The following is a 24,871-nucleotide window of genomic DNA, read 5'->3' on the forward strand; positions in this document are numbered from 1 at the left end:
GAATGCGGAAGTCGCAGGGCTCGACCGCGAGCCGTGGGGGATGGGCCCTACTGACAGGCGGACCAGTCGAAAGCGAGTCGGCGGAAAACCGGCAGGAAATGGGCCAAAAATATGCGGTTTATTGCACGAACCGCATCGCGAAAGAGGCTTTTGTGCGGCACGCTGTCACACAACGCCACTCATCGCGCCTGCGACCAACAGAGCCTTGAAACAAAAGGGGCTTTCCCGGCTATATACCCGCCATCTCCTCGGGGGGACGGAAGAGAGTAATCATGGCTTCTTCAAGCACAACGGCAAACGGGCACAGCGATCCGACGCGGCGCGACTTCCTCATGGTCGCGACGGGCGCCCTCGGCGCCGTCGGCGCGGCGGCCGTCGCATGGCCGTTCATCAACAATCTCAATCCCGCCGCGGACACGCTGGCCCTGTCGACCATCGAGGTGAACCTCCAGCCGATCGCGGTCGGCCAGGCGGTCACCGTGAAGTGGCGCGGCAAGCCCGTCTTCATCCGTCACCGCACCGAGGCCGAGATCAAGGAAGCCGAGGCTGTGCCGATGTCGCAGCTGCCGGATCCCGAGACCGACAACAAGCGCGTGACCGACACCGCCAAGAAGGTCCGGCCGGAGTGGCTGATCATGATCGGCGTCTGCACCCATCTGGGCTGCGTGCCGCTCGGCAACAAGGCGGGTGACCCGAAGGGCGAGTTCGGCGGCTGGTTCTGCCCCTGCCACGGCTCGAGCTACGATACGTCGGGCCGCATCCGCAAAGGGCCGGCGCCCAAGAATCTCGTCGTTCCGGATTACCTGTTCACTTCCGACGCTCTCGTCCGCATCGGCTGATCGACCAGATCGCCCGCTCAGATCTCGCTGGAGTTCCCAGAATGGCCTCGTCTCACGGCACGCCGCCGGTCTTCAATAACAAGGTGGTCGCCTGGATCGATCACCGGTTGCCGATCTTCTCGTATATCGAGAAGGAATATCACACGTTTCCGACGCCCCGGAACTTCAACTACTTCTGGAATTTCGGCGCGATCGCCACGGTGATGCTGGTCCTCATGATCGCCACCGGCATCGTGCTCGCGACCAACTACACGCCGCACGTGCTGATGGCCTTCGACTCGGTCGAGCGCATCGACCGTGACGTGCCGCAGGGCTGGCTGATCCGCGACCTGCACATGAACGGCGCCTCGTTCTTCTTCATCGCCGTCTACATCCATATCTTCCGCGGCATGTACTACGGCTCCTACAAGGCGCCGCGCGAATTGCTGTGGATCCTGGGCGTGGTCATCTTCCTGCTGATGATGGCGACCGCGTTCATGGGCTACGTGCTGCCGTGGGGCCAGATGAGCTTCTGGGGCGCCACCGTCATCACCAACCTGTTCTCGGCGATCCCGATCGTGGGCGAGTCGATCGTCACCTGGCTGTGGGGCGGCTTCGCCGTCGACAACCCGACGCTCAACCGCTTCTTCGCGCTGCACTACCTGCTGCCGTTCATCATCGTCGGTGTGGTGGCGCTGCACGTCGTCGCGCTGCACGTCCACGGCTCGAACAATCCGACCGGCATCGATCCGAAGGGCCCGCAGGATACCGTTCCGTTCCATCCGTACTACACGATGAAGGACGGCTTCGGCGTCATGGTGTTCCTGATCGTCTATGCCGGGTTCGTCTTCTTTGCGCCGGACTATCTCGGCCATCCGGACAACTACATCCCGGCAGACCCGCTGGTCACGCCGGCGCACATCGTGCCGGAGTGGTACTTCCTGCCGTTCTACGCCATCCTGCGCGCCATTCCCGACAAGCTGGGCGGCGTGCTGGCGATGTTCGGCGCCATCGCGGTGCTGTTTATCCTGCCGTGGCTGGACACGTCGCGCGTCCGGTCGTGCACGTTCCGGCCAATCTACAAGTGGTTCATGATGTTCCTGGTCGTGGACGTGATCGTCCTCGGCATCTGCGGCTCCAAGCCGCCGGAAGGCTTCTGGGTGCCGCTGTCGCAGCTCGCGACTCTGTATTACTTCGCCCACTTCCTCGTCGTGCTGCCGATCCTGGGCAAGATCGAACGGCCGTTGCCATTGCCTCCCAGCATCGCCGACTCGGTGCTCAAGAAGAAGGCGGTTTAAGAGCCATGCGCAAGCCGTTCGCCCGCAATCTCCTGGTCTCCGGCGCCATCGCGCTGGCGTCCTTCACCGTCGGCACCGTGGCCATCGCGGCCGGCGGCACCGAGCATCCGCCGCACAGGCACTGGCATTTCCAGGGCCCGTTCGGCACCTTCGATCGCGCTGCCGCGCAGCGCGGCTTCCAGGTCTACCAGGAAGTCTGCGCGGCCTGTCATTCGCTGTCGCTGGTGGCCTACCGCAACCTCACCGAACTCGGCCTGACCGAGAACCAGGTGAAGGGCCTGATCAAGGACATCACCGTCACCGATCTCAACGACGAAGGCGCACCGGTCGATCGTCCCGCGCGCCCGTCCGACCGCTTCAAGAAGCCGTTCCCGAACCAGGCCGCCGCGGCCGCCGCCAACAACGGCAAGGCGCCGCCCGACCTCAGCGTCATCGTCAAGGCGCGCGAGTACGGCCCCGACTACATCTACGGCATCCTCACCGGCTACGTTCCGTACGACAAGCTGACGCCGGCGCAGATCAAGGAGTTCGACGTCAAGAAGGACGACAACTTCAACAAGTACTTCCCCGGCCACAAGATCGCCATGGCGCCGCCGCTCAGCGACGACAAGGTGACCTACGCCGACGGCACCAAGGCCACACTCGACCAGGAAGCCGCCGACGTCACCGAGTTCCTGGCCTGGGCCTCCGAGCCGCACATGGAAGACCGCAAGCGCACCGGCGTTCGCGTCATCCTTTTCCTGATTGCGCTGGCGGGCATGATGTACGCCGTGAAGCGCATGGTGTGGGCCGACAAGCACTGATCGTTTTGCCGGGCGGGCCTTCGGCTCGCCCGCCGGACGATTACCGCTTGAGGCGCCGTTCGATCGCCTCGTGACGCTGGATCAGCCGGCGGGCGCGGTCGATCACCGGGATGTCGATCATCTTGCCATCCACCGAGAACGAGCCGCGGCCCTCAGCCGCGGCTTTTTCGTCGGCCGCGATCAGCTTCCGCGCATAGGCCACTTCGTCGGCCGTCGGCGTGAAGGCACCGTTCAACGCATCGACCAGGCCGGGATGGATGCAGGTACCGCCGGAGAAGCCGAAGCGGCGCGCCCGCTCGGCGCTCTTCCTGTACGCATCGGGGTTGGAATAGTCGGCCACCGTTCCCAGGATGCCGATCATCGACACGCCATGCGCCTGGGCCGCAAACGCCACCATGCGCTTCGGGAACTCGAGCGTCTCGTCGCCCGGCACCGAGCCGGTCTCGAGCGCGAAATCCTCGCCGCCCAGCATCATGGCCACGACCCTCGGGCCGCGCTCGGCGATGTCGGCCAGTTCGGTGAGCGCCCGCGGATGCTCGATCATGGCGGCGAAGCCGACGCTGCCGACCGGCATGCCGCGCTCGCGCTCCAGCTCGCTCACCACCTCGTCGAGCAGACGCAGATGCTGCACGCCCTCGGTCTTGGTGACGAACAGGGCCGAGAGCCCGGGCCGCACCGCCGCCTCGATGTCGGGGATCGCCAGCCGCAGCGGGCGGTTGATGCGCACCGCGACGTCGGCGCCGCCACGTACCACCTTCCTCATCGTCTCCGGCAGCATCGCCCGCGCCTCGGGCTTCTGCGCCGGCTGCACGCTGTCCTCGAGATCGACCAGCACGCAATCGGCGCCGCGCTCGTGCGCCCTGTCGATGAACTTCGGGACGTTGCCGGGAACGTAGAGGATCGAGCGCCAGACGGGCGGGACGGGCCGGTTCACTTCTTCGTCCCCGCGGTCCTGCCGTTGGAGATCGCGCCGGAGGCGCACAGCCTGTCGTACTCGGCGGCACCCAGCATCGGCTTCAGCAGCGCCTCGTTGTGTTCGCCGACCTTGGGGGCGGCGCTCTTCAGCGCCCCCGGCGTGCCGGACATGCGTGGCACGACCGGATGGGTAGGGATTTCGCCCATGTCGTCGTCGTCGATCTCGATCAGCGATTCGCGCTCCAGCACATAGTCGTCCTGCACGATCTGCGAGATGTCATAGACGGGACCGATGGTGACGCCCGCCTCGTCGAAGTAGCGCAGGTTCTCGGCGAGGTCGCGCGCGCCGACGAACTCGCCGATGATGCGGTCGAGCTCGACACCGTTGCGCACCCGTTCGATGTTGGTCGCGAAGCGCGGATCTTCCTTCAGTTCCGGCCGGCCAATCTTGTCCAGCACACGCATCGCCATGCCCTGTGTCGAGGCCGACAGGCAGACCCAGCTGCCGTCTTTCGTCTGATAGACGTTGCGCGGCGCGGCGTTGGTGGAGCGGCTGCCGGTGCGCACCTTTACCTCGCCGGTCAGCTTGTGGTTGGCGGCCTGCGGCCCCAGCATCGAGAAGAGCGGATCGAACAGCGGCAGGTCGAGCACCTGACCGTTGCCGCCGTTCATCTCGACCTCGCGCAGCGCCACCATAACGGCGCCGTAGCCGTTCAGCGCGGCCATGCAGTCGGCGAGATACATCGGCGGCAGCACCGGCTCGCGATCGGCGAAGCCGTTCATCGAGGCGAAGCCGCTATAGCCCTCGATCAGCGTGCCGAAGCCCGGCTTGTGGCGATAGCGTCCGTCCTGTCCCCAGCCTGAGATGCGCACGATCACCAGCTTCGGGTTGATCGCATGCAATTCGGCGGGCGAGAGGCCCATATCCTCCATGACGCCCGGCCGGAAGCTCTCGACCAGGATGGCGGCAGTCTTCGCCAGTTCGCGCACGATGGCGCGGCCGGCATTCGAGCGCAGGTCGAGCCCAACACTCTTCTTGTTGCGGCTATAGACCTTCCAGGCTGTCTCGACGCCCTTCACGCGCCATGAGCGCAACGTATCGCCCTCGGGTGGCTCGATCTTGATCACCTCCGCGCCGAAGTCGGCGAGCTGGAGCGTCAGCACGTTGCCGGCGACCAGCCGCGACAGGTCGACGACCCGGACGCCGTTCAGGGGACCGCGCGCGCTGGGGGTGAAGGTCTTCTTTGCGGGGCGTTTCGCCGGCATCTTTGAACAACAATCCTGTCATCCCGAGCGCAGCGAGGAACCCTTGGCGATGCCGGGAAAGGTCCCTCGCCTACGCTCGGGATGACAATGGTGGTGGGAACGGCGTCGTTGAGTCAGCCGACGTGCTTGGCGAACAGCTGCAGCGTGCGCTCCATCGCCTTCTTCGAGGCGGCGGCGTCCCAGCTGCCGCGCTCGTCGCAATGGAAGCCGTGGTCGGCCGGATAGTCGAAGATCTCGACGTCGGGATGCAGCGCGCGCAGCTCGTTCACGTGCGCCATGGGGATGTGCATGTCCTTGTCGCCGAAATGCATCTGCGTCGGCACGGTCGCCTTCTCGTTCCGGGCGCCATGGATGCCGCCGCCGTAGTAGGCAGATACCGCGTCGGGCTTGAGCCGGGTCGCGGCCAGCCAACTGATCGTGCCGCCCCAGCAGTAGCCGGTCACGCCGACCTTCTTCACGCCCCGCTTCTTCAGCTCGTCCATCGCGGCCTGCACGTCCTGGACGGCCTTGTCGGTGAAGCCCGGCGTCATGACGTAGCCGCGGCCCTCGGCGATGGTGTCGGGCGTGTAGCCCAGCTCGATGCCGGGTTTGATGTGGTCGAAGAAGCGCGGCGCGAGGGCCAGGTAGCCCTCCGCGGCGAACTTGTCGGTCACGGCGCGGATGTGCTGGTTCACGCCGAAGATCTCCTGGATGACCACGATGCCGCCCCTCGGCGTGCCCGCCGGGGTCGCCAGGTAGGCGCCGATCTCGCCGGCGGCAGACTTAAGACGGATATCTTCGCCCATGAATAATCCTCCCTCTGTGGTCCGCATTGGACCATGCTAAGCCCGCGACGTTCAAGGAATCCGCACCATGTATCTTCCGAAGCATTTCGCAGGCGACGAGGCGGTCGGTCGGGACGTCATGCAGGCCCATAGCTGGGCGCTGCTGATGACGACCGACGAGGCCGGCGCGCCCTTCGCCACCCACCTGTCGCTGCTCTGGCAGGACGACGGCAGCGAGCACGGCTCGCTGATCGGCCATCTGGCCCGCGCCAATCCCCACTGGAAGCTGTTCGAGCGACCGGCCGAATCGCTGGCGCTGTTCTGGGGCCCGCACGCCTATGTCTCGCCGACCTGGTACACGCCCGGCCCCAAGGTGCCGACCTGGAACTACGTCACCGTCCATGCCTATGGCCGGCCGGAGGTCGTCGAGGATACGCAGGGTGCGCTCGACGTGCTCGCGAAGCTCGCGGCCGCGTATGAAGGCGCCGATGCTTCTTCGTGGGGGCTGGATCGCCTGCCGCCGGGAAATGCCGAAGCGCAGACGCGAGGCATCGTCGCCTTCCGCATGCCGCTCGCGCGCCTGCAGACCAAGCTCAAGCTCAGCCAGAACCGCGACCTGGAGGACGGGCAGCGCGTGATGCAGAAGCTCGCGGAAAGCGACAACCAGGACGCGCAGGCGACGGCCCACTGGATGAAGCGCGTCCTGCCGTGACACACGTTCTGCAATCGCTTTACATCGTGTGAACCTTCGGCCAATTTCCTGCGCAAACAGCGGAGGAAATGAAATGACGATTCGTCGCCGCGGCCTCGTCAAGCGGGGCCTGGGAACTGCGATTGCCGCCGGTGTCGGCATGCCGCTCTATCTGCCGGCGGCGCGCGCGCAGTCCTATCCGAACAAGCCGATCACCTTCATCGTGCCGTGGCCCGCGGGCGGATCGAGCGACATAACGCTGCGCGCCATGTGCGAGCGCGCCGGCAAGGTGCTGGGCCAGCCCTTCCAGATCGACAACAAGGGCGGTGCCTCGGGCACGCTGGGGCCGGCCACCATGGCCGCCACGGCGCGGCCGGACGGCTATACCCTCTCTCAGCTGCCGATCTCGGTGTTCCGTCTGCCGGTCATGCAGAAGACGGCGTTCGATCCGCTGAAGGACTTCACCTACGTCTCGCATCTCAGCGGCTACACGTTCGGCGTCACCACCGCGGCCGACCAGCCCTACAAGACCTTCAAGGACGTGATCGAGTACGCCAAGGCCAATCCGGGCAAGGTGACCTACGGTACGCCCGGCGCCGGCACCTCGCTGCACATCGGCATGGAGCGGATCGCAGCCCAGGCCGGAATCAAGTGGACGCAGGTGCCGTTCAAGGGCGGTGCGGAAACCAACGCGGCCGTGCTGGGCAAGCACACCACGCTGCAGGCCGATTCGACCGGCTGGAAGCCGCTGGTCGATGCAGGCCAGCTCCGCCTGCTCTGCGTCTGGACCGAGAAGCGTACCAAGAACTGGCCGGACGTGCCGACGCTGAAGGATCTCGGCTTCGACATGGTATTCGATTCGCCGTTCGGCATGGGCGGCCCGAAGGGCATGGACCCGGCGGTGGTCAAGAAGCTCGACGAGGCCTTCAAGGTCGCGCTCGAGGACAAGGAAGTGATCGCGACCCTGGAAAAGTACGACATGTCCCCGCGCTACATGCCGGCGGCGGAGTACGACAAGTTCGCCCGCCAGCTCTACGTCGAGGAAAAGGCCGCGCTGGAGAAGCTCGGACTGGCCGCCAAGAGCTAGCACGCCCCGCAAAGCGGGCGCAGAATGGTGCAGGGGAGGAAAACAATGCGTCGTCGTTCGTTCATCGTGGCATCGGGTGCCGTCGCATCGGCCTTCGCCGCCCCCGCACTCGTACAGGCCCAGGGCGCGAAGGATTTCCCGAACAAGCCGATCACGCTGATCATGCCGTGGCCGGCGGGCAGCGGCGTCGACCTCTGGCATCGCGCCATGGCCGATGCCGCCGGCAAGCTGCTTGGCCAGCCGGTGATCGTGGACAATCGCACCGGCGGTGCGGGCACGACCGGTCCGGCCAGCATGGCCGCGACCGCCAAGCCCGACGGCTACACGATCGCGCAGATGCCGGTGACCGTCTTCCGCCTGCCGCACATGCAGAAGACGCCGTACGATCCGATGAAGGACTTCACCTGGATCCTCCACACGTCGGCCTACACGTTTGGCGTCGTGGTGCGCGCCGATTCACCCCTGAAGACTTTCCAGGACGTGATCGCCTTCGCCAAGGCGAACCCCGGCAAGTTCACCTATGCGACTCCGGGCGCCGGCAGCTCGCTGCACATCGGCATGGAGCAGATCGCACACAAGGCGGGCGTGAAGTTCACCCATGTCCCCTTCAAGGGCGGCCCCGAGGGCTGGGCGGCGCTCGAAGGCGGCCACGTCATGGCCGACGCCGACGCGACCGGCTGGGCACCGCTGGTGGATTCAGGCAAGTTCCGCCTGCTCTGCATCTGGACGCAGGAGCGCAGCCCGCGCTGGCCCGACGTGCCGACGCTGAAGGAGCTCGGCTTCAACCTCACCCTCGATTCGCCGTTCGGTCTCGCGGGGCCGAAGGGCATGGACCCGGCCGTGGTGCAGAAGCTGCACGACGCCTTCAAGGCTGCCCTCGACGATCCCAAGGTGGCCGAGCTCATGGTCAAGTACGACTATCCCAAGCGCTACATGAACACCGCGGACTACGCGAAGTTCGCCAAGCAGCAGTATGACGAGCAGCGCGAGGTCGTGGAGCAGCTCGGGCTCGCCAAGAAGAGCTGAGATGCTGCGTCGCGCGGAATTCTGGGGCGGCCTTTTCTGGCTGGCCCTCGGAGCCTTCGTCACCTGGCAGGGCTGGTTGCTGGAACTCGGCACGCTGAACGAGCCCGGCTCGGGGTTCGTCTTCTTCTGGCTGGGCCTCTTCATGTCGGCGCTGGCGCTGTCGATCACGGTGGCCGGGGCGCGCGGTGACGGCCCGTTGCTGGCCGATCTGTGGCGCGGCGCGCGCTGGCGCAACGTGGTGATGGTGATCGCGGCGCTGATCGCCTTCGGCGCGCTGTTCCAGCAGCTGGGCTTCGTGATCTGCAGCCTGGCGCTGCTGCTCTTCCTGATGACCTTCGTCGATCCGGTGTCGCCCAAGCTCTCCATCCCGATCTCCTTGGTGGCCTCGGTCGGTGTCTGGTACGTGCTGGAGAAAGTCCTGCTGGTGCAGCTTCCCAAGGGAAGCTGGCTGGAGGACGTGCCTTATCTTTCCTGGCTGGCGGGCTGATCGATGGACGTGCTTTCCGGCCTGGCACAGGGCTTCGCGGTCGCGCTCGACCCGATCAATCTCCTCTACTGCTTCATCGGCGTGTTCATCGGCACTCTGGTCGGAGTGCTGCCGGGCATCGGCCCGATCTCGGCCATGTCGCTGCTGCTGCCCGTCACGCTCTCCGGCTCACCCGAGTCGGGTATCATCATGATGGCCGGCATCTACTACGGCTCGATGTACGGCGGCTCGACGACGGCGGTGCTGGTCAACATCCCGGGCGAGGCGGCGTCGGTCGTCACCTGTCTCGACGGCCACGAGATGGCCAAGCGCGGTCGTGCCGGCCCGGCGCTGGGCATCGCCGCCCTGGGATCGTTCGTCGCCGGCACCTTCGCCATCGTGGCGCTGATGCTGGTCGCACCGATGCTGGCCAAGGTCGCGGTGGCGTTCGGCCCGCCCGAGTATTTCAGCCTGATGGTGCTGGGTCTCACCATCCTGTCGTTCCTGACGCAGGGCTCGATGGCCAAGGCGCTGCTGATGGCGGCGGTCGGTGTCGTCATCGGCCTGATCGGTCTCGACCAGATCAACGCCATGCCGCGCCTCACCTTCGACCGCCTGGAGCTGGTCGATGGCATCGGCCTCGTGCCCGTCGTCATGGGCCTGTTCGGCGTGGCCGAGATCCTGGCCAACATCGAGCAGCAGATCCGGCGCGACATCGTGCAGTCGCGGATCGGCAGCCTGCTGCCCTCGCGCGAGGACCTGAAGGCGAGCGCCGGGCCGGTCGGTCGCGGCACGCTGCTGGGCTTCCTGCTGGGCGTGCTGCCCGGCGGCGGCGCGGTGATCGCCTCCTTCGCCTCCTACGCGATCGAGAAGAAGCTGTCGCGCACGCCGGAGCGGTTCGGCAAGGGCGCCATCGAGGGTGTGGCCGGACCCGAGGCGGCCAACAACGCAGCGGCCGGCGGCGCCTTCATCCCGCTGATGACGCTCGGCATCCCGCCCAACGTCATCATGGCGCTGCTGCTGGGTGCTTTCGTGATCCACGGGCTGCAGCCCGGCCCGCTGATGATGAGCCAGAACCCCAAGGTCTTCTGGGGGATCGTCGCCAGCATGTATGTCGGCAACGTCATGCTGCTGGTGCTGAACATGCCGCTGATCGGCATGTGGGTTCAGGTGCTGAAGGCGCCCTACAAGATCCTGTTCCCGCTGATCCTGATGTTCTGCATCGTCGGCGTCTTCGCCTCGGGCAACGCGGTGTTCGACGTGTTCGTGATGATCGGCACGGGCCTGCTGGGCTATCTCATGCGCAAGTTCGGCTACGAGGCGGCGCCGCTGGTGCTGGCCTTCGTGCTGGGACCGATGCTGGAGAACAACCTGCGCAAGTCGCTGATCCTGAGCCAGGGTTCGTTCGACATCTTCGTCATGCGCCCGATCTCGGTGGCCTGCCTTGCGCTCGCCGCGCTGTTGCTGATCGCGCCGCTCCTTCCCGCGCTCCGCAAGAAGCGCGAGAAGGTGGCGCTCGACGTGACCGAGTAGGTTACTTCGCCTTCAGGAGGTCGGTGACCCTCAGGAGGATCAGCTCGTTGTCGTCGGACTTGCCGAGCGCCCGGCCCGACGAGAAGGGCAGGTTGTTGTCGTTGCCGACGATGATGTGGTCGGCATCGACCACGTCGACGTTCTCGATGGTGAAGAACGGGAAGGTGAGCTTGCCGTCCTTCGCACCGGCGCGCGCCACCTTGTTCGGGTCCTGGATATCCATCAGGTCGATGTAACCGACCTTCTTCACGAAGCCATCGGCATCGGCCTGGCTCATGTCGATCTTGTAGATGCGCTTGAACTTGGCCGGCACGTTGAAGCAGTCGGCCTTGATCGCGCCGTCCCTGCAGGCCTGCGCCGCGTCGCCCTCGGTGTCGTCGCGCTCGATGATCAGGCCGGTGCTGGCGTCGATCATGTTGAAGTCGCCGATGGCGTTGCCCGGCGCTTCGAGCGTGTACTTGAAGCTCCTGCCCGTGTACTCGCCCTTGGCCACGTCGAACTCGAGGATGCGCAGGAAGCGCTTGCCGTCCCTGGCTTCCATCTCGCCCGATTCGGTCATCAGCGGACCTTCGAGCAGCGGATAGAGGAACCTGCCGTCGGGCGACTGGGCCATGCCCTCGAAGCCCTTGCTGCGCCGGACTTCGAACTTCACCGCGCCGGGCGCACCCGGCAGGGTCATTGCCGGATGATCGGGTGAGCGCACGAGCTTGCCGTCGACCTTGGTCTCGAAGACCTGCAGGACCTTGCCGCTCTTGTCCGTCTTGATCAGGTAGGGGCCGAACTCTTCGCCGAACCAGAGGTAGTCGCCGATCGGCTGCACCGATTCGAGGTCGAAGTCGCCGCCGGTGAGATAGCGCTTCGGCGTGTTCTCATTGACGATGCGGAACGGCACCTTGCGGTCGGGGTCGCTGAGGAAGCCCGTGGAGACGCGCTCGACCGTTCCCGCCTTCCAGTCCGGCCTGACGATGTGGAACATCAGCATGGCGTCCGGCGAGTTCGCCTTGCTGCCGAAGCCGTTGTCGCTGATCGTGAGATAGGAGCCGTCCGGCAGCTTGCGGATGCCCGAGAAGCCCTGCACCGGCTGGCCCTTGAACGGGAGGCTGAGCCCGGTGGGCCGCGGTGCCGCCTTGTCCGACAGCGCCGACATGCCGGGCACGCTCTCGGGCGCGTCGACCCGCTGGCCGGCGGGGCCGGCGTAGCGGCCGGAGATCTGGAGGTCCTGCGGCGCATCGGCCGGGGCGGGGACGAGGGTCATCGCCGGCAGGATCGCGTGGCCTTCCAGCGTGGCGGAATACTTCGTCTGAGCCGAGGCGGGGAGAGCCGCCAGCAGCAGGGCGGTGGCGGAGGTCGCAAGCAGCAGATGGGATTTCATGCCTGTCTCTTCATGAGGTGTGACGACCGCCTGCTACAGGCGTCACGCTACGGTTTGCTGACGGTGCTTGTGGATCGCACCGCAGGCCGGGCAAACTCGTAACGGAAACGCCACGATCGCCGGTTACCAGACGGGCTGTTTCCGGGAGTGGACATGGCTGCGCACAGCGACGACTTCATCGATCCCGACTCTATCGGCGTGAATGCCAGCACCGAGCCGTCGATCGGCGAGTTGATCGAAAGGCGCCTCAGCCGGCGCGACGCGCTGAGAGGCTTGGCAGGCGTAGGTGTTGCCGCCTCGCTCGGCAGCCCGTTCGCGGTCACCGACGCGCAGGCCCAGGTGAACGGACCCTCGACGCTCACCTTCAAGGAACTGGCGCACACGCTCGACGACACGCAGCATGTCGCCGACGGCTACGACATGCAGGTGCTGATCCGCTGGGGCGATCCCATCATCGGCGGCGGATTGGAATTCGATCCTGCAACCCTGACCGCGGCGGAGCAGGAGAAGCGATTCGGCTACAACAACGACTATCTCGGCCTCTATCCGATGCCGGCCGGCAATCGCAGCGGCGACCGTTTCCTGATGGTCGTGAACCACGAATACACCAATCCGAACCTGATGTTCGCAGGGCTGGGCAGTGGCCGCGGCGCCGCGCTGAAGGCCACGAAGGAGCAGGTGGCCGTCGAGATGGCGTCGGTCGGCGGCGCGATCATCGAGATCGCGCGTGAGGGCGCCGGCTGGAAGGTCGTGCCCGACAGCAAATACGCGCGCCGCCTCACCGCCACGACGCCGATGGAGATTTCGGGTCCGGCGGCGGGCCATGCCAAGATGAAGACCTCCGCCGATCCGACGGGGACGCGCGTGCTGGGCACCTTCGGCAATTGCGCCGGCGGCAGTACGCCGTGGGGCACCTGGCTCACCTGCGAGGAGAATTTCCACTTCTACTTCGACGGAGACGCGGCGCGCCTGGCCGATACCGAGCTCGGCAAGCGCTATGGCGTCGCCAAGGCGACCAACGCCTGGGGCCAGCATGTCGACCGCTTCAACTTCGACAAGGAACCGAACGAGCCCAACCGCTTCGGCTGGGTGGTCGAGACCGACCCCTACGATCCCGGCTCGCCGCCGATCAAACGCACGGCGCTCGGCCGCTTCAAGCACGAGGGTTGCACCTATGCGCTGGCAAAGGATGGAAGGGTCGTCTTCTACAGCGGCGACGACGAGCGCTTCGAGTACGTCTACCGCTTCGTCACGTCGAAGGCGTGGAATCCCAACGATCGCGCGGCCAACAAGAACCTGCTGGACGAAGGCACGCTCTCGGTCGCGCGGTTCGATGCTGACGGAAAGGTCGCGTGGCTGCCGCTGGTGCAGGGGCAGGGGCCGCTGACGGCGGAGAACGGCTTCGCGACCCAAGGCGACGTGCTGGTGAAGACGCGGCTGGCGGCCGATCTGCTGAAGCCGACGCCGATGGACCGGCCCGAGGACATCGAGACCAATCCCGTCAACGGCCGCGTCTATGTCGTGCTGACCAACAACGGTCTGCGCAAGCCGGATCAGGTGGACAAGGCCAACCCACGCGCCACCAACGATCACGGCCATATCCTGGAGATCGCCCCGAAGGACGGCGATCACGCCGCGCCGGAGGGCACGTGGTCGATCTTCCTGCTGGCCGGCAAGCCCGGGCAGGATGCCGGCGCCCGCTATCATCGCGCCACGTCGGAGAATGGCTGGCTGAGCTGCCCCGACAACATTGCCTTCGACAGCAAGGGTCGCATGTGGATCGCGACCGACGGTGCGCCTTCGGCGGCCGGCGTGGCCGACGGTGTCTACGCCGCCGACACGCTGGGGTTCGGCCGCGCGCTGACGCGCTGCTTCTACCAGGCGCCGACGGGCGCCGAAGTCTGCGGGCCGATCTTCACACCCGGTGACACCACCCTGTTCCTTGCCATCCAGCATCCTGGCGAGGACCGGAACTCGACCTTCGAGAAACCTTCGACGCGCTGGCCCGACTTCAAGCCCGGCATGCCGCCGCGGCCGTCGGTGATCGCGATCACGAAGAAGGGCGGGGGCGTTATCGGGAGTTAAGACTCATTGGAGCGCGCCACTCCAGTGGCGCTTATGCACCGTCAGTCCAATGAGATATGAGCGCTACTGGAGTGGCGCGCTCCGTTGAGAAGCTTCGCGCCTCTGTTCTTGTCCATTCTGCGCCGAGTGAGCTCTCGCGCTTGGTTACAAGCGCTGCCGCTCACCAATGTTTGACGCGCAAGCGCATTAAACATTGAACCTGAAATGGAAAACGTCGCCGTCCTTCACGGCGTACTCCTTGCCTTCCAGCCGCAGCTTGCCGGCATCGCGCGCGCCGGCTTCGCCGTTCAGGGCGACGTAGTCGTCGTAGGCGATGGTCTCGGCGCGGATGAAGCCCTTCTCGAAATCCGTGTGGATGACGCCGGCCGCTTCCGGCGCCTTGGCCTCGCGCCGCACCGTCCAGGCGCGGGCTTCCTTGGGGCCGACCGTGAAGAAGGTCACGAGGTCGAGCAGCGCGTAGCCCGCGCGCACGACGCGGGCGAGGCCGGTCTCCTCGAGGCCGAGCGACGACAGGTAGTCGCTCTGATCTTCGGCCGGGAGCTGCGCCACCTCGGCCTCGATGGCGGCGGAGATCACGACCGACGGCATGCCGCGTGACTTTGCGAAGGCCTCCGCCTTGGCGCTGTGCTCGTTGCCGGTCGCGGCCGAGCTTTCCTCGACGTTGAGCACGTACATCATCGGCTTGGCGGTGATGAGCTGCAGGCGGGAGAACACGGCGCGCTCGTCGTCCGTCAGCTTGGCCTCGCGGGCCGGCTTGCCGTCGCGCAGCGCGTCGAGCGCCTTCTTCACGACGGGGGCCTCGGCCGCTGCTTCCTTGTCGCCGCCCTTGGCCTTCTTCTCGAGATTGGGCAGGCGCTTCTCGAGACTGTCGAGGTCCGCCAGCATCAGCTCGGTCTCGACGACCTCGGCATCGCGCACGGGATCGACATTGCCCGAGACGTGCGTGACGTCGCCATCCTCGAAGCAGCGCAGCACATGGGCGATCGCATCGACCTCGCGGATGTTGCCGAGGAACTGGTTGCCGAGGCCTTCGCCCTTCGACGCCCCCTTCACGAGACCCGCGATGTCGACGAATTCGAGCTGCGTGTTGATGATCTTGGCCGAGCCCGCGATCGCGGCGAGCTTGTCGAGCCGCGGGTCGGGCACCGCGACGCGGCCGACGTTCGGCTCGATGGTGCAGAACGGATAGTTGGCCGCCTGCGCCGCCTGCGTGGCGGTCAGCGCGTTGAACAGGGTCGACTTGCCGACATTGGGCAGGCCGACGATTCCGCAGTTGAAACCCATGATCTACTCTTTGCTGTGCTCTTTGCCGTTCTGGGCGCCCTTGATGTCGAGGCGGGCCGGAAGGTCGGGAGGCGGCGCGAGATGCGCCACCCGGCTCATGTACTTCTCGTCGGCCTTGGCGCCGCCTTCGACCAGCAGCGCCGCTTCCTCGGCCAGTGCGCTCAGCACCTTCGGGACCCAGCCGGTGCTGGGATCACGCTCGTCGCGCTCGAAGTCGCGCAGCACCCAGTGCAGCACCAGGTCCTTGTGGCCCGGATGACCGATCCCGATGCGGACGCGGCGATAGTCCTTGCCGACATGGGCGTCGATGTCGCGCAGGCCGTTGTGTCCGCCGGCGCCGCCGCCCTTCTTCATGCGCACCCGTCCGGGCGCGATGTCGAGTTCGTCGTGGAAGACGACCAGACGGTCGAGCGGCACCTTGAGGAAGCGCACGGCTTCGCCCACGGCCTTGCTCGATTCGTTCATGAACGTCATCGGTTTCAGGGCGATGACGCGCTCGCCGCCCAGATGGCCCTCGGCCACCTCGCCGTTGAAACGCGAACGCCACGGGGAGAAGACACGGCGGCGGACGATCTCGTCCACCGCCATGAATCCCACATTGTGCCGGTGCCCCGCATAGCGCGGCCCGGGATTGCCGAGCCCGACCAGCAGAAGCATCGACGGAGCGGAGCCTTCGCCCGCCCGTTACTTCTTCGCCGGAGCGGGCGCCTTGGCGCCTGCCGCCGGAGCTGCCGCCGCGGCCGCACCCGCCGCCGGCGCCGCGCCGTCGGCCGGAGCCGCTTCCGTCGCGGCCGCTTCGCGCGCCACGGTCGGGGCGGCGATCGAAGCCACCGTCGCGTTCTTGTCGCGCGTCACGACCCGAACGCTCTCGGGGATGTTCAGCGTCGACATGTGGATCGAGTGGCCGATCTCGAGACCGGTCAGGTCGACCTCGAAATACTCCGGAATGGAGCTGGCCTTGGTACGCACGGTGATCTCGTGCAGCACCACGTTCAGCACGCCGCCGCGCTTGATGCCGGGCGACGCCAGCTCGTTGCGGAAGTGCACGGGCACCTGCACGGTGATGATCGACTCAGGGCCGATGCGCAGGAAGTCGAGATGGAGGGGCTTGTCCGTCACCGGATCGACCTGCACGTCGCGCGGCAGGACGTCGTAGTCCGTGCCATCGACGGCGATCTTCATCAGGTGGTTGAAGTAGCCTTCCTTGTGAAGCTCGCGCTCGATCGTCTTCGGCTCGACGGCGATCATCACCGGGGGCTGCTTGTCGCCGTAGATCACTGCGGGAATCAGTCCATCGCGACGGCTGGAACGGGCGCCCCCTTTACCGGCCCGATCCCGCATCTTCGCGACGACTTTGGTCGTCTCTGCCATCTCACATCTCCTTGGGTTGCTCTGTCATCGCGGCGTGGCCTCCAGGGGTGCCCATCGCCGGATCTCTTGAAATTCCTCAGTCGAACAAACTCGAAACCGACGCCTCGTCGGTGATGCGCTTCATCGCCTCGGCCATCAGCGTCGCGATGCTGAGCGGCCGGATGTTCGGCGACACGCGCACCGCCTCGGTCGGCATGATCGAATCGGTGATGACCATCTTCTCGAGCGGCGAGGCCGCGACGCGGGCCACCGCACCGCCCGACAGCACGCCGTGCGTGATGTAGGCGGAAACCGACTTGGCGCCCTGGTCCATCAGCGCGACCGCCGCGTTGCACAGCGTGCCGCCCGAATCGACGATGTCGTCGATCAGGATGCAGTCGCGGTTCTTCACGTCGCCGATCACGTTCATCACTTCGCTGACGCCGGCCGCCTCGCGGCGCTTGTCGATGATCGCGAGATCGGCGTCGATGCGCTTGGCGATGGCGCGGGCGCGCACCACGCCGCCGGTGTCGGGCGACACGACGGTCAGGCTGCGATTGGAGAAGGTCTCCTTGATGTCCTTCGAGAAGACCGGGCCGGCGTAGAGATTGTCGAGCGGGATGTCGAAGAAGCCCTGGATCTGGCCGGCATGCAGGTCGAGCGTCAGCACGCGATGGGCGCCGGCATGGGTGATCAGGTTGGCGACCAGCTTGGCCGAGATCGGCGTGCGCGAGCCGGTCCGGCGGTCCTGACGGGCGTAGCCGTAATAGGGGATCACCGCGGTGATGCGGCGGGCCGAGCTGCGGCGCAGCGCATCGATGGTGATCAGCAGTTCCATCAGATGGTCGTTGGCCGGGAAGCTGGTCGACTGGATGACGAAAACGTCCTCGCCGCGCACGTTCTCCAGGATCTCGACGAAGATCTCGTTGTCCGAGAATCGGCGAATGTTGGCCTTCACCAGCGGCAGGGCCAGCTTGGCGGAAATGGCTTCGGCCAGCGGTCGATTGCTGTTGCCGGTCAGAATCTTCATGGATCGCGTCCCTCGCGCCGGGGCGGGATATCGTTAAGCCGTTGATCTAAAACGACAAAACGGCCATCCCTGGCCGCGACGGGGCGGAACATACCAATGAGTCGGTGGTCTGTAAACGCCCTGAAATACGGGGCTTTCGCTCACCTCAGTAGGGCACCTTGTCGTCGATCATGATGATGCGATGAAGCCGGCGCACCTGCGTCGCCTCGTCCCATTCGCTGGCCCGGTGCAGGCTGCAGCGGTTGTCCGACATCAGCACGTCCCCCGGCTGCCAGCGATGCTGGTAGGAGAAGCGGTCCTGGATCATGTGCTGCAGCAGTTCGTCGTAAAGGGCCTGTGCCTCGTCGGCGGGCATGCCGTCGATGCAGGAGCCCCATTCGCCGCCCAGGTAGAGGCCGCGCTTGCCGATCTCCGGATGGGTGCGGACCAGCGGATGGACGACGTCGGGGATCTTAAGGCGCTCGGCCTCCGCCTCTTCCTCCGTCGCTTCGGGGAAGAGATTGCGGAACAGGCGGGCGCGGCTGTGCAGCACCTTCAATCCGTCGATCTCCGCGCGCTTGGCGTCGGGCAGGGCCTCGTAGGCGGCGATGCCGTTTGCATAGCGTGTGTCACCCTGACCCTCGGGCACCTGGATGGCGTGCAGATAGGTGAACAGGCCGGGTTCGGGCAGGTGGTAGTGGTCGGTGTGCCAGTTGAGGCCGACTTTCGGAGAGCCGACCCTCGCCTGATCCTCGTGCACGTTGCCGACCACGAAGATCTCGTGGTGATCCGGCAGGCAATAGTGCCTTAGCGAGTGCAGGTCGGGGCGCCCGCCGAAGCGGTTGGCGAAGGCGAGATAGCCGGCCGGCGAGAGCTTTTCCTGGCCGCGGAACAGCAGCAGCGTGCGCGCCACGCAGGCGGCGCGGATGATCGCGATCATCTCATCGTCATGGTCATCGCTGAGGTCGATGCCCTCGATCGACGTCGCGACATTCTCGGCGAGATCGGTGACGACGAGCCCGCGCGCGGCAGCGGCGCTGCGCCAATCGAACGACGGATCGACCTGTGCGGTCATGGCGGACTCCTTCCGTGGCACCGTTATTGCAGTTTCCCAGGGCAGGGACCTGGATCGACCTCTGGGCCAACACCACTGCAAGCGCTGTGCCGCGGACCCTCGTGGCGACAGGCCTATCGAGGATGGATGTCATGCGTGTTCCACTGATCTCGGCCGTGCTTCTTCCGCTCTGCTTCGCCGCGATGCCCGGGGCAGCCCAGACCTGCAAGCCGGCGATCGCCGACAGCGATCTCGTCGCGCCCGGCAAGCTTCAGATGTCGATCAACCCGACGCTGCCGCCGCAGCAGTTCGTCGACGAGAAGGGCGAATTGCAGGGGCTGAACGTCGAGTTGATGCGCGAGATCGCCAAGAAGCTGTGCATCCCGCTCGAGCTGATCCGCATGGATTTCCCGCCGATGATCCCGGCGATGCAGAGCGGCCGCTTCGACGGCGTGAATACCGGCATGTTCTGGACCGAGGAGCGCTCCAAGATCGCCTACACCGTGCCCTATGCGCAGCAGACCATCGCGCTCACCGTCACCGCCAATTCACCGCTGAAGCTCACCGACGCGGCGTCGCTGGCCGGCCGCAAGGCGGGCGTCGAGGTCAATTCCTACCAGGAGCGCTGGCTGCGCGGCGTCGACAAGGAACAGGTCGCGAAGGGTGCCAAGCCGATCGAGATCCTCACCTTCAAGACCGCCACCGACGTGCTGGCGGCGCTGCGTGCAGGCCAGGTCGAGACGGCAATCCTGATCGACGTGACGGCGGTCGAGATCAAGCGTCGCGGCCTGATCGAGATCACCGCAACGGGGCTCGGCAGCGCGCCGACCACGCAGATGTATCGCAACAAGAACGTCGCGGAGAAGGTCGCGGCCGCGCTCACCGAACTCAAGAAGGAAGGCTATTACGACAAGCTGTTCGACAGGTACGGCCTCACCAAGCTGCCGGTCGAGACCTTCGTCATTCGCGGCCCCGGCCCGGCCTAGTCTCGGCGCGGTCGCATCATGAGAGGCTTCGACGTCGGCGACTTCTACGCGGCGCTGACCAACCAGTTCCTGCTGGTCGGCGTGCTGGTGACGGCGGGCCTCACCGTGGCGGGCCTGGCGGGCGGGCTGATCCTGGGCCTTGCCATCGCGCTGATGCGGGCGTCGCGCCACGGCACGGTCAGCCGGATCGCACAGGGCTACATCTGGTTCTTCCGCGGCACGCCGCTCCTGATCCAGATGGTGATGATCTATTCCGGCCTGCCGCAGCTCGGCATCAAGTTCGGCGTGCTCACCTCGGTGATCGTGACGCTGGTCCTGAACGAGGCGGCCTACATGGCCGAGATCATCCGCGGCGGCTTCCTCGCCATCCCCGCCGGCCAGCACGATGCCGCCAAGGCGCTCGGCCTCTCGCGCTCGCTGGCGCTGCGCAAGGTTCTGCTGCCCCAGGCCACGCGGATCATCCTGCCGGCGCTCGGCAATTCGGTGAACGGCCTGCTCAAGGCCACGTCGATCGCCTCGGTGATCTCGATGGAGGAGCTGATGCGGCGCGCCGAGATGATCATGCAGATCAAGTTCGACGTGCTCGAAGTCTTCGCCGCCGCCGCCGTCTACTACCTCGTGCTGACGACCCTGTGGGACCGCGCCCAGCGCTGGCTCGAACGCCGCTACGATCCGACGCGGACGACGGAGACAAAGGAGAAGACGGCGGGCACCGCTGTCGTAATGCCCGCCGTGGAACAGGCCGCTCTGCCGCGCTGAGGGCTGCTTGCGTCGATCGGCTCACGCGTGCGGGTTGGCGACGAAGGGCCACTGCGTCTTGTCGGCCTTCTTGTAGGGCAGCAGCGACCAGTCCGGCACCAGCGCGCCGGGAGCCGCCACATAGACCACTTCGCTGGCGATCGGCGCATAGGCGGCATGGAAGTGCTGCATCGACTTCACGACCACGACCTTCTTGGTCGAGGGATCGACGCCGAGCTTGGTGAAGCAGTCGAGACTGTGGCACTGCGAGCGCGTGGAGTTGACGATCACCGTCACGCCCTCGATCTGCAGCGCGGCGGCATCGCCGATCGGGCTGGTGCCCTTTCGTGCGCCACCGAACTGGATGAACACGTTCTTCTCGAGCTTCAGCACCCTGGCGCGCGCATCAACCGGTGGACCCGACTGCGGGCCGAGCTTGCCGCCCAGGCGGATGTCGAGTTCGGCACCTTCGCCCACCTCGAAGGCGAGCTTCACCGCGCCGGGATCCCAGAACATGGCGATCGCCGCGTCCTTCACCTTGCCGTCGAGCAGGGCCTGCAGGATGAAGGTCGAGTCCGAAGCGGCACCGCCGCCGGCATTGTCCGACACGTCGGCCAGCACCATGGGCTTGGGCAGGTTGTGCGAGCTGACGCGCGCCATGGCGGCCTCCAGCGTCACATAGGGCGGCTGGGTGGCTTCGCGCATGGCAAAGAATTCCATGCCCAGCTCCTTGGCGAGCTTTTCGGCCTTGGGCTTGTCGCCGTCGGTGATGGCGATGATGCGGCTGCTCATCTCCCTGATGTCCGACCATGGGAATCCGTGGGCGACGGAGAGCGAGAGCACGCCGTCCTTGCCTTCCATCGCCATCAGCTTGTCGACGAAGCCGCGCATCGGCTGGCGCGTCGTGTGGAATACGCCGATCATGCGGCAGTCCCAGGTGGCCATCACCGGCTTCGTGCGGCCCTCGATGGCGCCTTCCATGACGTTGAACAGGTCGTCGGCACGGTCCGACACGTCGACGTGGGGATACTCCTTGAACAGGACCAGCGCCGTGGCATCGCGCATCGTGCCTTCGCCGATATTGCAATGCAGGTCGAGCTCGGCGCCCACCGGAACGTCCGGCCCGACGACCTTGCGCACATGGGCGAGCAGGTCGCTCTCGCAGTCGTCGTAGCCCTCGGCCACCATGGCGCCGTGCATCGACAGGAACACCGCATCGACCGGCATCGCCGCCTTCAGGTCGGCAATGATCTCGTCGCGGAACGCCTCGTAGACCTTCTTCACGGTCTTGCCGGCCGGCTGGGCGAAGGCGCAGAGGCTCTCGACCACCTGCCAGCCCTTGGCCTCGGAGCGCTTGCGCCAGACGTCGAGCGGCGCCCCGAACATCGGCACCTTGTCGCCGTAGCTGCCCTTGCGGAACAGGCAGGTCTCCTCGAACAGGCCGTGCCCGGTCGGGATGGAGGCAAAGGTATTGGTCTCCGTGCCAAGGCACGCCGTGAAGATCTTTTTCATCTCGATGTCCGACACTCTGCGGTGAATGAAACGCCCAAAAGCCAAGTCTAGTGGCGCACCGCGTCACGGCAAGCACGGGCTTCGTCGAAGGCGGATCATTCGATGTCGGTCGCGGCGATCACGTCCGCGACCAGCCGCGCCACGGTTGCCATGTCGTTGTCATGACTGTGCGAGATGCCGAAGCGCGCGACGACCAGGCGGCGCGACGGCACGACGATGACGTACTGGCCGAACGCACCACGGGCCATGAACGAATCGGTGGGCAGGCCGAGACGGGTGCGATGGCGCGCCCCGGTGCTGTCGCCGCGATTGGTCCAGAAGCCCGCGGCGTACCCGAACCTTTCGCTGCCCGGTGTCGGGGCTGCCGAATAGTCGACCCAGCCCTCGGGCAGCAGGCGCGTGCCGCCGACCATGCCATCGTCGAGATAGAGCATGCCGAAGCGCGCCCAGTCGCGGGCCGGCGCCAGCATGTGGCTCGATCCGACGGGCGTGCCGACCGCGTCGAATTCGAGGGTGACGTTCGTCATGCCGAGCCGGTCGAACAGTTCGCGGCGCGCAAAGGCGAGCGTTGCCGCGGCATTGCCGCCCGCCCCATTGCTCGCCCCATTGCTCGCCCCATTGCTCGCCTTGTCGCGCACCAGGCGCGACAGGAGCAGCGTGTTGCCGTTCGCGTAGGCCCAGCTCGTGCCCGGCGCGGCCTTCAGCCGGGCGCGCTCGGCGAAGCCCGCCATGTCGCGCTCGTCGAACAGCATCTGCGAGGAGGGATCGATCAGGTCGCTGGGACCCGCGGTCAGCGAATTGCCGAGATCGAGGCCGCTGGTCATGCGCAGCAGGTTGTCGACCGAGATGGCGTGGCGCGGGTCGTTCGGATCGGACCAGGCCGCGACCGGCGCGGGTCCATGGAGGCTCAGTCTGCCCTGGCGCACCAGGATGCCGGTCAGGGCGTTCATCACCGACTTGGTGGCCGACCAGCCGATCAGCGGCGTGTCGATCCCGACACCCGGCGCATAGCGCTCGGCGACGATGCGCCCGTCGCGCACGACCACGATGGCCTTGGTCCGGCGATGCGGCGGCGCCGAGGTCTCCTCGAAGGCGCGGTCGAGCGCCACCTTCAGGGCGGGTGTCGCCGGCTCGACCAGCGCGGGGCCAGCGATCGGCGGCAGAAGAGGGGCAGCCGGCGGCGTCCGCTCGATCGCTTCCGCCGCGGGCAGCGGATCATGCAGCACCAGGCAGCCCAGCGGACCGCGATAGGCGGCCCGGCTTTCGGCCATGCCGGCCAGCGTGACCGTGACCTCGCCGCGGTCGCGGTCGATGCGATGGCTGAGCAGAGGGTCGATCGGCCTCGTCGTGGGCGCGACAGCCTCGCGGTAGAAGGCCTGCGGATCGAGGCCCGAGACGAAGGTGGCCGAGCACATCTGGTGGCTGACGAAGCCGGTTGCCACCCCGGCCATCCGGCCCGGATCGAAGCGGCCGCAGCCCGCCAGGGACAGCAGGGCGATGCCTGCCAGCGGCAGCAGGACGACGGGGGGCAAGGGGGAACGGCGCATGGATCTCTCCCGGGGTGTGATGGCCGGGCGTCGCCCGGACCTGTCAGGACCCTAGGGAGGCGGGCGAATCCTTCGCGCCGAATCCGAACGGCGGCTGGCCGATTCCGGAATCGGCCACTGTTTGTTGCGATTTCCCGCCGTGCAGGCGGCGATAGTCGGTGGGTGTCAGGCCGGTTTCGGCCTTGAACGCCCGGTTGAACGGCCCCAGGGAGCTGAAGCCGGCGTCGAGGGCGATGGTCAGGACCGCCACCTCGGCCTGGCCGGGGTCGGCGAGGGCCGCCTTCACCTCGGCGATGCGGTAGTGGTTCAGGAAGCTGTTGAAGTTGCGGTAGCCCAGCCCCTGGTTGATCAGGCGCCGCAGCCGATGCTCCGGCAGGCCGAGCTTCTGACCCAGGGCCGCGATGGTGAGGCCGTCCTGCCGATAGGTTCGCTCGACCGTCATGGCGTGTTCCAGCGACGCAAGCAGACCCCCATCGACCGGCTCGGCCTGCGGTGGCTCCCCGCTCCGGGCGGCTGAAGGCGTCGCCTCCGGGACGCGCGCGGGTTCCGCCGGTCGATCGGCCGCCGGGATGCCGACGAACAGCGACCGGGCTGCGCCGGGCCGCAGGAGGGACCAAGCGACGCTGGCCGCAATTGCAAGCAGGGCGACGGCGGCCACCAGGCTGGCGCGCTCCGGGGCGGCGCGCACCGCACCGAAGAGCTGCGAGAGTGCCATCAGGCCGATGTAGGCGGACGAGCCGACGACGACGAACAGCCGCAGCCGCCGGCGGCCCTCGACCAGATCCGCCTGCCAGGTGGACAGGGTCCTGGCGACCGCGAGGACGGCGAAGGCGAACGACGACAGCGTGAGGCCGATGCCCAGCGCGTGTCCGAACGCGGAGTCGCGCGGGCCTGCGAGGAAGCATTCGGCAAGGCCGGCGCCGACGAGCAGCAGCCAGAGGCCGGCGTGCCAGGGGCGCAGGCGGAAGCCGTCGTCGAACAGCGACGAGGCGAAGAGCCAGAAGACGGTGTTGTTGCCGGCCGAGAGGGCCAGCGCCGGAAACGCCCACCAGCCGCCGAAGGCCTGGAAGCCGGCAGCCGAAGAAAGCGCGTAGGTGGCGGTCCCGAGTGCGAACAGCGCACCCAGGCGCGCCGACAGTATTCCACCGAAATCGCGCAGCAGCGTGCCGGCGATCAGCAGCACGAGTGCGATCGTGCCGCCGCGCAGCATCCAGTCGAGGGAGAGGAGGAGCGTGTCGTTCACGGCGATCAAGGGGGCTCGGTCTGC

At 66.6% G+C, this 24,871-nt stretch carries 23 protein-coding genes; 11 read left to right on the top strand and 12 right to left on the bottom strand.

The features are described 5' to 3' along the window. Positions 1 to 272 precede the first annotated feature (272 nt). Genes petA through LJ725_RS15675 form a run of 3 tightly spaced genes read left to right on the top strand, consistent with a single transcriptional unit; the run spans position 273 to position 2,919 of the window. Positions 273 to 839 (top strand): ubiquinol-cytochrome c reductase iron-sulfur subunit, encoded by a 567-nt coding sequence (gene petA, locus LJ725_RS15665; RefSeq protein ID WP_230551577.1) that lies wholly within the window; start codon positions 273 to 275, stop codon positions 837 to 839. Between the two features lie 41 nt (positions 840 to 880). Further along, positions 881 to 2,116, top strand: a complete 1,236-nt coding sequence (locus LJ725_RS15670) for a cytochrome b (protein WP_230551578.1) — start codon at positions 881 to 883, stop codon at positions 2,114 to 2,116. A 5-nt stretch (positions 2,117 to 2,121) separates the two neighbouring features. After that, positions 2,122 to 2,919 carry a cytochrome c1 gene (locus LJ725_RS15675; protein WP_230551579.1) on the top strand — a complete coding sequence of 266 codons (798 nt, stop codon included), beginning with the start codon at positions 2,122 to 2,124 and terminating at the stop codon, positions 2,917 to 2,919. A 40-nt stretch (positions 2,920 to 2,959) separates the two neighbouring features. On the opposite strand, the gene LJ725_RS15680 is transcribed toward LJ725_RS15675, so the two are convergent. The 3 genes from LJ725_RS15680 to LJ725_RS15690 form a co-directional block, all read right to left on the bottom strand. Continuing rightward, positions 2,960 to 3,853, bottom strand: a complete 894-nt coding sequence (locus tag LJ725_RS15680; protein WP_230551580.1) for an HpcH/HpaI aldolase/citrate lyase family protein — start codon at positions 3,851 to 3,853, stop codon at positions 2,960 to 2,962. Then, on the bottom strand, positions 3,850 to 5,100 hold the full coding sequence (locus tag LJ725_RS15685; RefSeq protein ID WP_230551581.1) for a CaiB/BaiF CoA transferase family protein: 1,251 nt from the start codon (positions 5,098 to 5,100) through the stop codon (positions 3,850 to 3,852). The genes LJ725_RS15680 and LJ725_RS15685 overlap by 4 nt, the downstream gene beginning before the upstream one ends. Before the next feature lie 113 nt (positions 5,101 to 5,213). Beyond that, a complete protein-coding gene (locus LJ725_RS15690) occupies positions 5,214 to 5,885 on the bottom strand; it encodes a dienelactone hydrolase family protein (protein WP_230551582.1) in 672 nt (223 codons plus the stop codon). A 67-nt stretch (positions 5,886 to 5,952) separates the two neighbouring features. Between LJ725_RS15690 and LJ725_RS15695 the strand changes: the two genes are divergently transcribed. The 5 genes from LJ725_RS15695 (at position 5,953) to LJ725_RS15715 (ending at position 10,667) form a co-directional block, all read left to right on the top strand. Further along, on the top strand, positions 5,953 to 6,576 hold the full coding sequence (locus LJ725_RS15695) for an FMN-binding negative transcriptional regulator (RefSeq protein WP_230551583.1): 624 nt from the start codon (positions 5,953 to 5,955) through the stop codon (positions 6,574 to 6,576). Between the two features lie 139 nt (positions 6,577 to 6,715). Beyond that, entirely contained in the window at positions 6,716 to 7,642 is a 927-nt protein-coding gene (locus tag LJ725_RS15700; protein ID WP_230551710.1) for a tripartite tricarboxylate transporter substrate binding protein, read from the top strand. Positions 7,643 to 7,687: 45 nt separating this feature from the next. Continuing rightward, the gene (locus tag LJ725_RS15705) at positions 7,688 to 8,668 is read left to right on the top strand and encodes a tripartite tricarboxylate transporter substrate binding protein (protein WP_230551584.1); all 981 of its coding nucleotides are present in this window, start codon (positions 7,688 to 7,690) and stop codon (positions 8,666 to 8,668) included. A gap of 1 nt (position 8,669) precedes the next feature. Continuing rightward, positions 8,670 to 9,155 carry a tripartite tricarboxylate transporter TctB family protein gene (locus LJ725_RS15710; protein ID WP_230551585.1) on the top strand — a complete coding sequence of 162 codons (486 nt, stop codon included), beginning with the start codon at positions 8,670 to 8,672 and terminating at the stop codon, positions 9,153 to 9,155. Between the two features lie 3 nt (positions 9,156 to 9,158). Further along, the gene (locus tag LJ725_RS15715; protein ID WP_230551586.1) at positions 9,159 to 10,667 is read left to right on the top strand and encodes a tripartite tricarboxylate transporter permease; all 1,509 of its coding nucleotides are present in this window, start codon (positions 9,159 to 9,161) and stop codon (positions 10,665 to 10,667) included. A gap of 1 nt (position 10,668) precedes the next feature. Here the strand turns inward: LJ725_RS15715 and LJ725_RS15720 are convergent, their stop codons facing one another. After that, a complete protein-coding gene (locus tag LJ725_RS15720; RefSeq protein WP_230551587.1) occupies positions 10,669 to 12,039 on the bottom strand; it encodes an esterase-like activity of phytase family protein in 1,371 nt (456 codons plus the stop codon). A 153-nt stretch (positions 12,040 to 12,192) separates the two neighbouring features. On the opposite strand from LJ725_RS15720, the gene LJ725_RS15725 reads away from it, so the two are divergent. Beyond that, a complete protein-coding gene (locus LJ725_RS15725; protein WP_230551588.1) occupies positions 12,193 to 14,124 on the top strand; it encodes a PhoX family protein in 1,932 nt (643 codons plus the stop codon). Positions 14,125 to 14,310: 186 nt separating this feature from the next. On the opposite strand, the gene ychF is transcribed toward LJ725_RS15725, so the two are convergent. From ychF to LJ725_RS15750, 5 genes are all read right to left on the bottom strand, one after another. Then, positions 14,311 to 15,408, bottom strand: coding sequence for a redox-regulated ATPase YchF (ychF, locus tag LJ725_RS15730; protein WP_230551589.1), 1,098 nt, complete (start codon positions 15,406 to 15,408; stop codon positions 14,311 to 14,313). 3 nt (positions 15,409 to 15,411) lie between these two features. Next, entirely contained in the window at positions 15,412 to 16,065 is a 654-nt protein-coding gene (pth, locus tag LJ725_RS15735) for an aminoacyl-tRNA hydrolase (RefSeq protein ID WP_230551590.1), read from the bottom strand. Between the two features lie 27 nt (positions 16,066 to 16,092). After that, a complete protein-coding gene (locus LJ725_RS15740; RefSeq protein WP_230551591.1) occupies positions 16,093 to 16,779 on the bottom strand; it encodes a 50S ribosomal protein L25/general stress protein Ctc in 687 nt (228 codons plus the stop codon). Between the two features lie 76 nt (positions 16,780 to 16,855). Beyond that, positions 16,856 to 17,788: a ribose-phosphate pyrophosphokinase gene (locus LJ725_RS15745; protein WP_216957112.1), complete on the bottom strand. Its 933-nt coding sequence runs from the start codon at positions 17,786 to 17,788 to the stop codon at positions 16,856 to 16,858. A 145-nt stretch (positions 17,789 to 17,933) separates the two neighbouring features. Then, positions 17,934 to 18,842: a TauD/TfdA dioxygenase family protein gene (locus tag LJ725_RS15750; protein WP_230551592.1), complete on the bottom strand. Its 909-nt coding sequence runs from the start codon at positions 18,840 to 18,842 to the stop codon at positions 17,934 to 17,936. A gap of 131 nt (positions 18,843 to 18,973) precedes the next feature. On the opposite strand from LJ725_RS15750, the gene LJ725_RS15755 reads away from it, so the two are divergent. Both LJ725_RS15755 and LJ725_RS15760 read left to right on the top strand, forming a co-directional pair. Next, on the top strand, positions 18,974 to 19,807 hold the full coding sequence (locus LJ725_RS15755) for an ABC transporter substrate-binding protein (RefSeq protein ID WP_230551593.1): 834 nt from the start codon (positions 18,974 to 18,976) through the stop codon (positions 19,805 to 19,807). 18 nt (positions 19,808 to 19,825) lie between these two features. Further along, complete coding sequence (locus LJ725_RS15760; protein WP_230551594.1) at positions 19,826 to 20,566, top strand: amino acid ABC transporter permease; 741 nt, start codon at positions 19,826 to 19,828, stop codon at positions 20,564 to 20,566. A gap of 21 nt (positions 20,567 to 20,587) precedes the next feature. Here LJ725_RS15760 and LJ725_RS15765 read toward each other — a convergent pair whose 3' ends face one another. From LJ725_RS15765 to LJ725_RS29205, 3 genes are all read right to left on the bottom strand, one after another. Beyond that, on the bottom strand, positions 20,588 to 22,057 hold the full coding sequence (locus tag LJ725_RS15765; protein ID WP_230551595.1) for a M81 family metallopeptidase: 1,470 nt from the start codon (positions 22,055 to 22,057) through the stop codon (positions 20,588 to 20,590). 95 nt (positions 22,058 to 22,152) lie between these two features. Further along, complete coding sequence (locus LJ725_RS15770; protein WP_230551596.1) at positions 22,153 to 23,604, bottom strand: serine hydrolase domain-containing protein; 1,452 nt, start codon at positions 23,602 to 23,604, stop codon at positions 22,153 to 22,155. A gap of 43 nt (positions 23,605 to 23,647) precedes the next feature. Beyond that, positions 23,648 to 24,847 (bottom strand): helix-turn-helix domain-containing protein, encoded by a 1,200-nt coding sequence (locus tag LJ725_RS29205; RefSeq protein WP_230551597.1) that lies wholly within the window; start codon positions 24,845 to 24,847, stop codon positions 23,648 to 23,650. Between the last annotated feature and the right edge of the window lie 24 nt (positions 24,848 to 24,871).

The organism is Reyranella aquatilis, from assembly GCF_020880995.1.
In the GTDB taxonomy this organism is placed as follows: domain Bacteria; phylum Pseudomonadota; class Alphaproteobacteria; order Reyranellales; family Reyranellaceae; genus Reyranella; species Reyranella aquatilis.

Excerpts from the sequence above, each read along its gene's own strand:
- LJ725_RS15725 (WP_230551588.1), top strand. The coding sequence starts at position 12,193 with ATGGCTGCGCACAGCGACGACTTCATCGATCCCGACTCTATCGGCGTG.
- pth (WP_230551590.1), bottom strand. The coding sequence starts at position 16,065 with ATGCTTCTGCTGGTCGGGCTCGGCAATCCCGGGCCGCGCTATGCGGGG.
- LJ725_RS15750 (WP_230551592.1), bottom strand. The coding sequence starts at position 18,842 with ATGACCGCACAGGTCGATCCGTCGTTCGATTGGCGCAGCGCCGCTGCC.
- LJ725_RS15765 (WP_230551595.1), bottom strand. The coding sequence starts at position 22,057 with ATGAAAAAGATCTTCACGGCGTGCCTTGGCACGGAGACCAATACCTTT.
- LJ725_RS15770 (WP_230551596.1), bottom strand. The coding sequence starts at position 23,604 with ATGCGCCGTTCCCCCTTGCCCCCCGTCGTCCTGCTGCCGCTGGCAGGC.
- LJ725_RS15670 (WP_230551578.1), top strand. The coding sequence starts at position 881 with ATGGCCTCGTCTCACGGCACGCCGCCGGTCTTCAATAACAAGGTGGTC.
- LJ725_RS15710 (WP_230551585.1), top strand. The coding sequence starts at position 8,670 with ATGCTGCGTCGCGCGGAATTCTGGGGCGGCCTTTTCTGGCTGGCCCTC.
- LJ725_RS15720 (WP_230551587.1), bottom strand. The coding sequence starts at position 12,039 with ATGAAATCCCATCTGCTGCTTGCGACCTCCGCCACCGCCCTGCTGCTG.
- LJ725_RS15745 (WP_216957112.1), bottom strand. The coding sequence starts at position 17,788 with ATGAAGATTCTGACCGGCAACAGCAATCGACCGCTGGCCGAAGCCATT.
- petA (WP_230551577.1), top strand. The coding sequence starts at position 273 with ATGGCTTCTTCAAGCACAACGGCAAACGGGCACAGCGATCCGACGCGG.
- LJ725_RS15755 (WP_230551593.1), top strand. The coding sequence starts at position 18,974 with ATGCGTGTTCCACTGATCTCGGCCGTGCTTCTTCCGCTCTGCTTCGCC.
- ychF (WP_230551589.1), bottom strand. The coding sequence starts at position 15,408 with ATGGGTTTCAACTGCGGAATCGTCGGCCTGCCCAATGTCGGCAAGTCG.
- LJ725_RS15695 (WP_230551583.1), top strand. The coding sequence starts at position 5,953 with ATGTATCTTCCGAAGCATTTCGCAGGCGACGAGGCGGTCGGTCGGGAC.
- LJ725_RS15675 (WP_230551579.1), top strand. The coding sequence starts at position 2,122 with ATGCGCAAGCCGTTCGCCCGCAATCTCCTGGTCTCCGGCGCCATCGCG.
- LJ725_RS15715 (WP_230551586.1), top strand. The coding sequence starts at position 9,159 with ATGGACGTGCTTTCCGGCCTGGCACAGGGCTTCGCGGTCGCGCTCGAC.
- LJ725_RS15705 (WP_230551584.1), top strand. The coding sequence starts at position 7,688 with ATGCGTCGTCGTTCGTTCATCGTGGCATCGGGTGCCGTCGCATCGGCC.
- LJ725_RS15760 (WP_230551594.1), top strand. The coding sequence starts at position 19,826 with ATGAGAGGCTTCGACGTCGGCGACTTCTACGCGGCGCTGACCAACCAG.
- LJ725_RS15690 (WP_230551582.1), bottom strand. The coding sequence starts at position 5,885 with ATGGGCGAAGATATCCGTCTTAAGTCTGCCGCCGGCGAGATCGGCGCC.
- LJ725_RS15700 (WP_230551710.1), top strand. The coding sequence starts at position 6,716 with ATGCCGCTCTATCTGCCGGCGGCGCGCGCGCAGTCCTATCCGAACAAG.
- LJ725_RS15685 (WP_230551581.1), bottom strand. The coding sequence starts at position 5,100 with ATGCCGGCGAAACGCCCCGCAAAGAAGACCTTCACCCCCAGCGCGCGC.
- LJ725_RS15740 (WP_230551591.1), bottom strand. The coding sequence starts at position 16,779 with ATGGCAGAGACGACCAAAGTCGTCGCGAAGATGCGGGATCGGGCCGGT.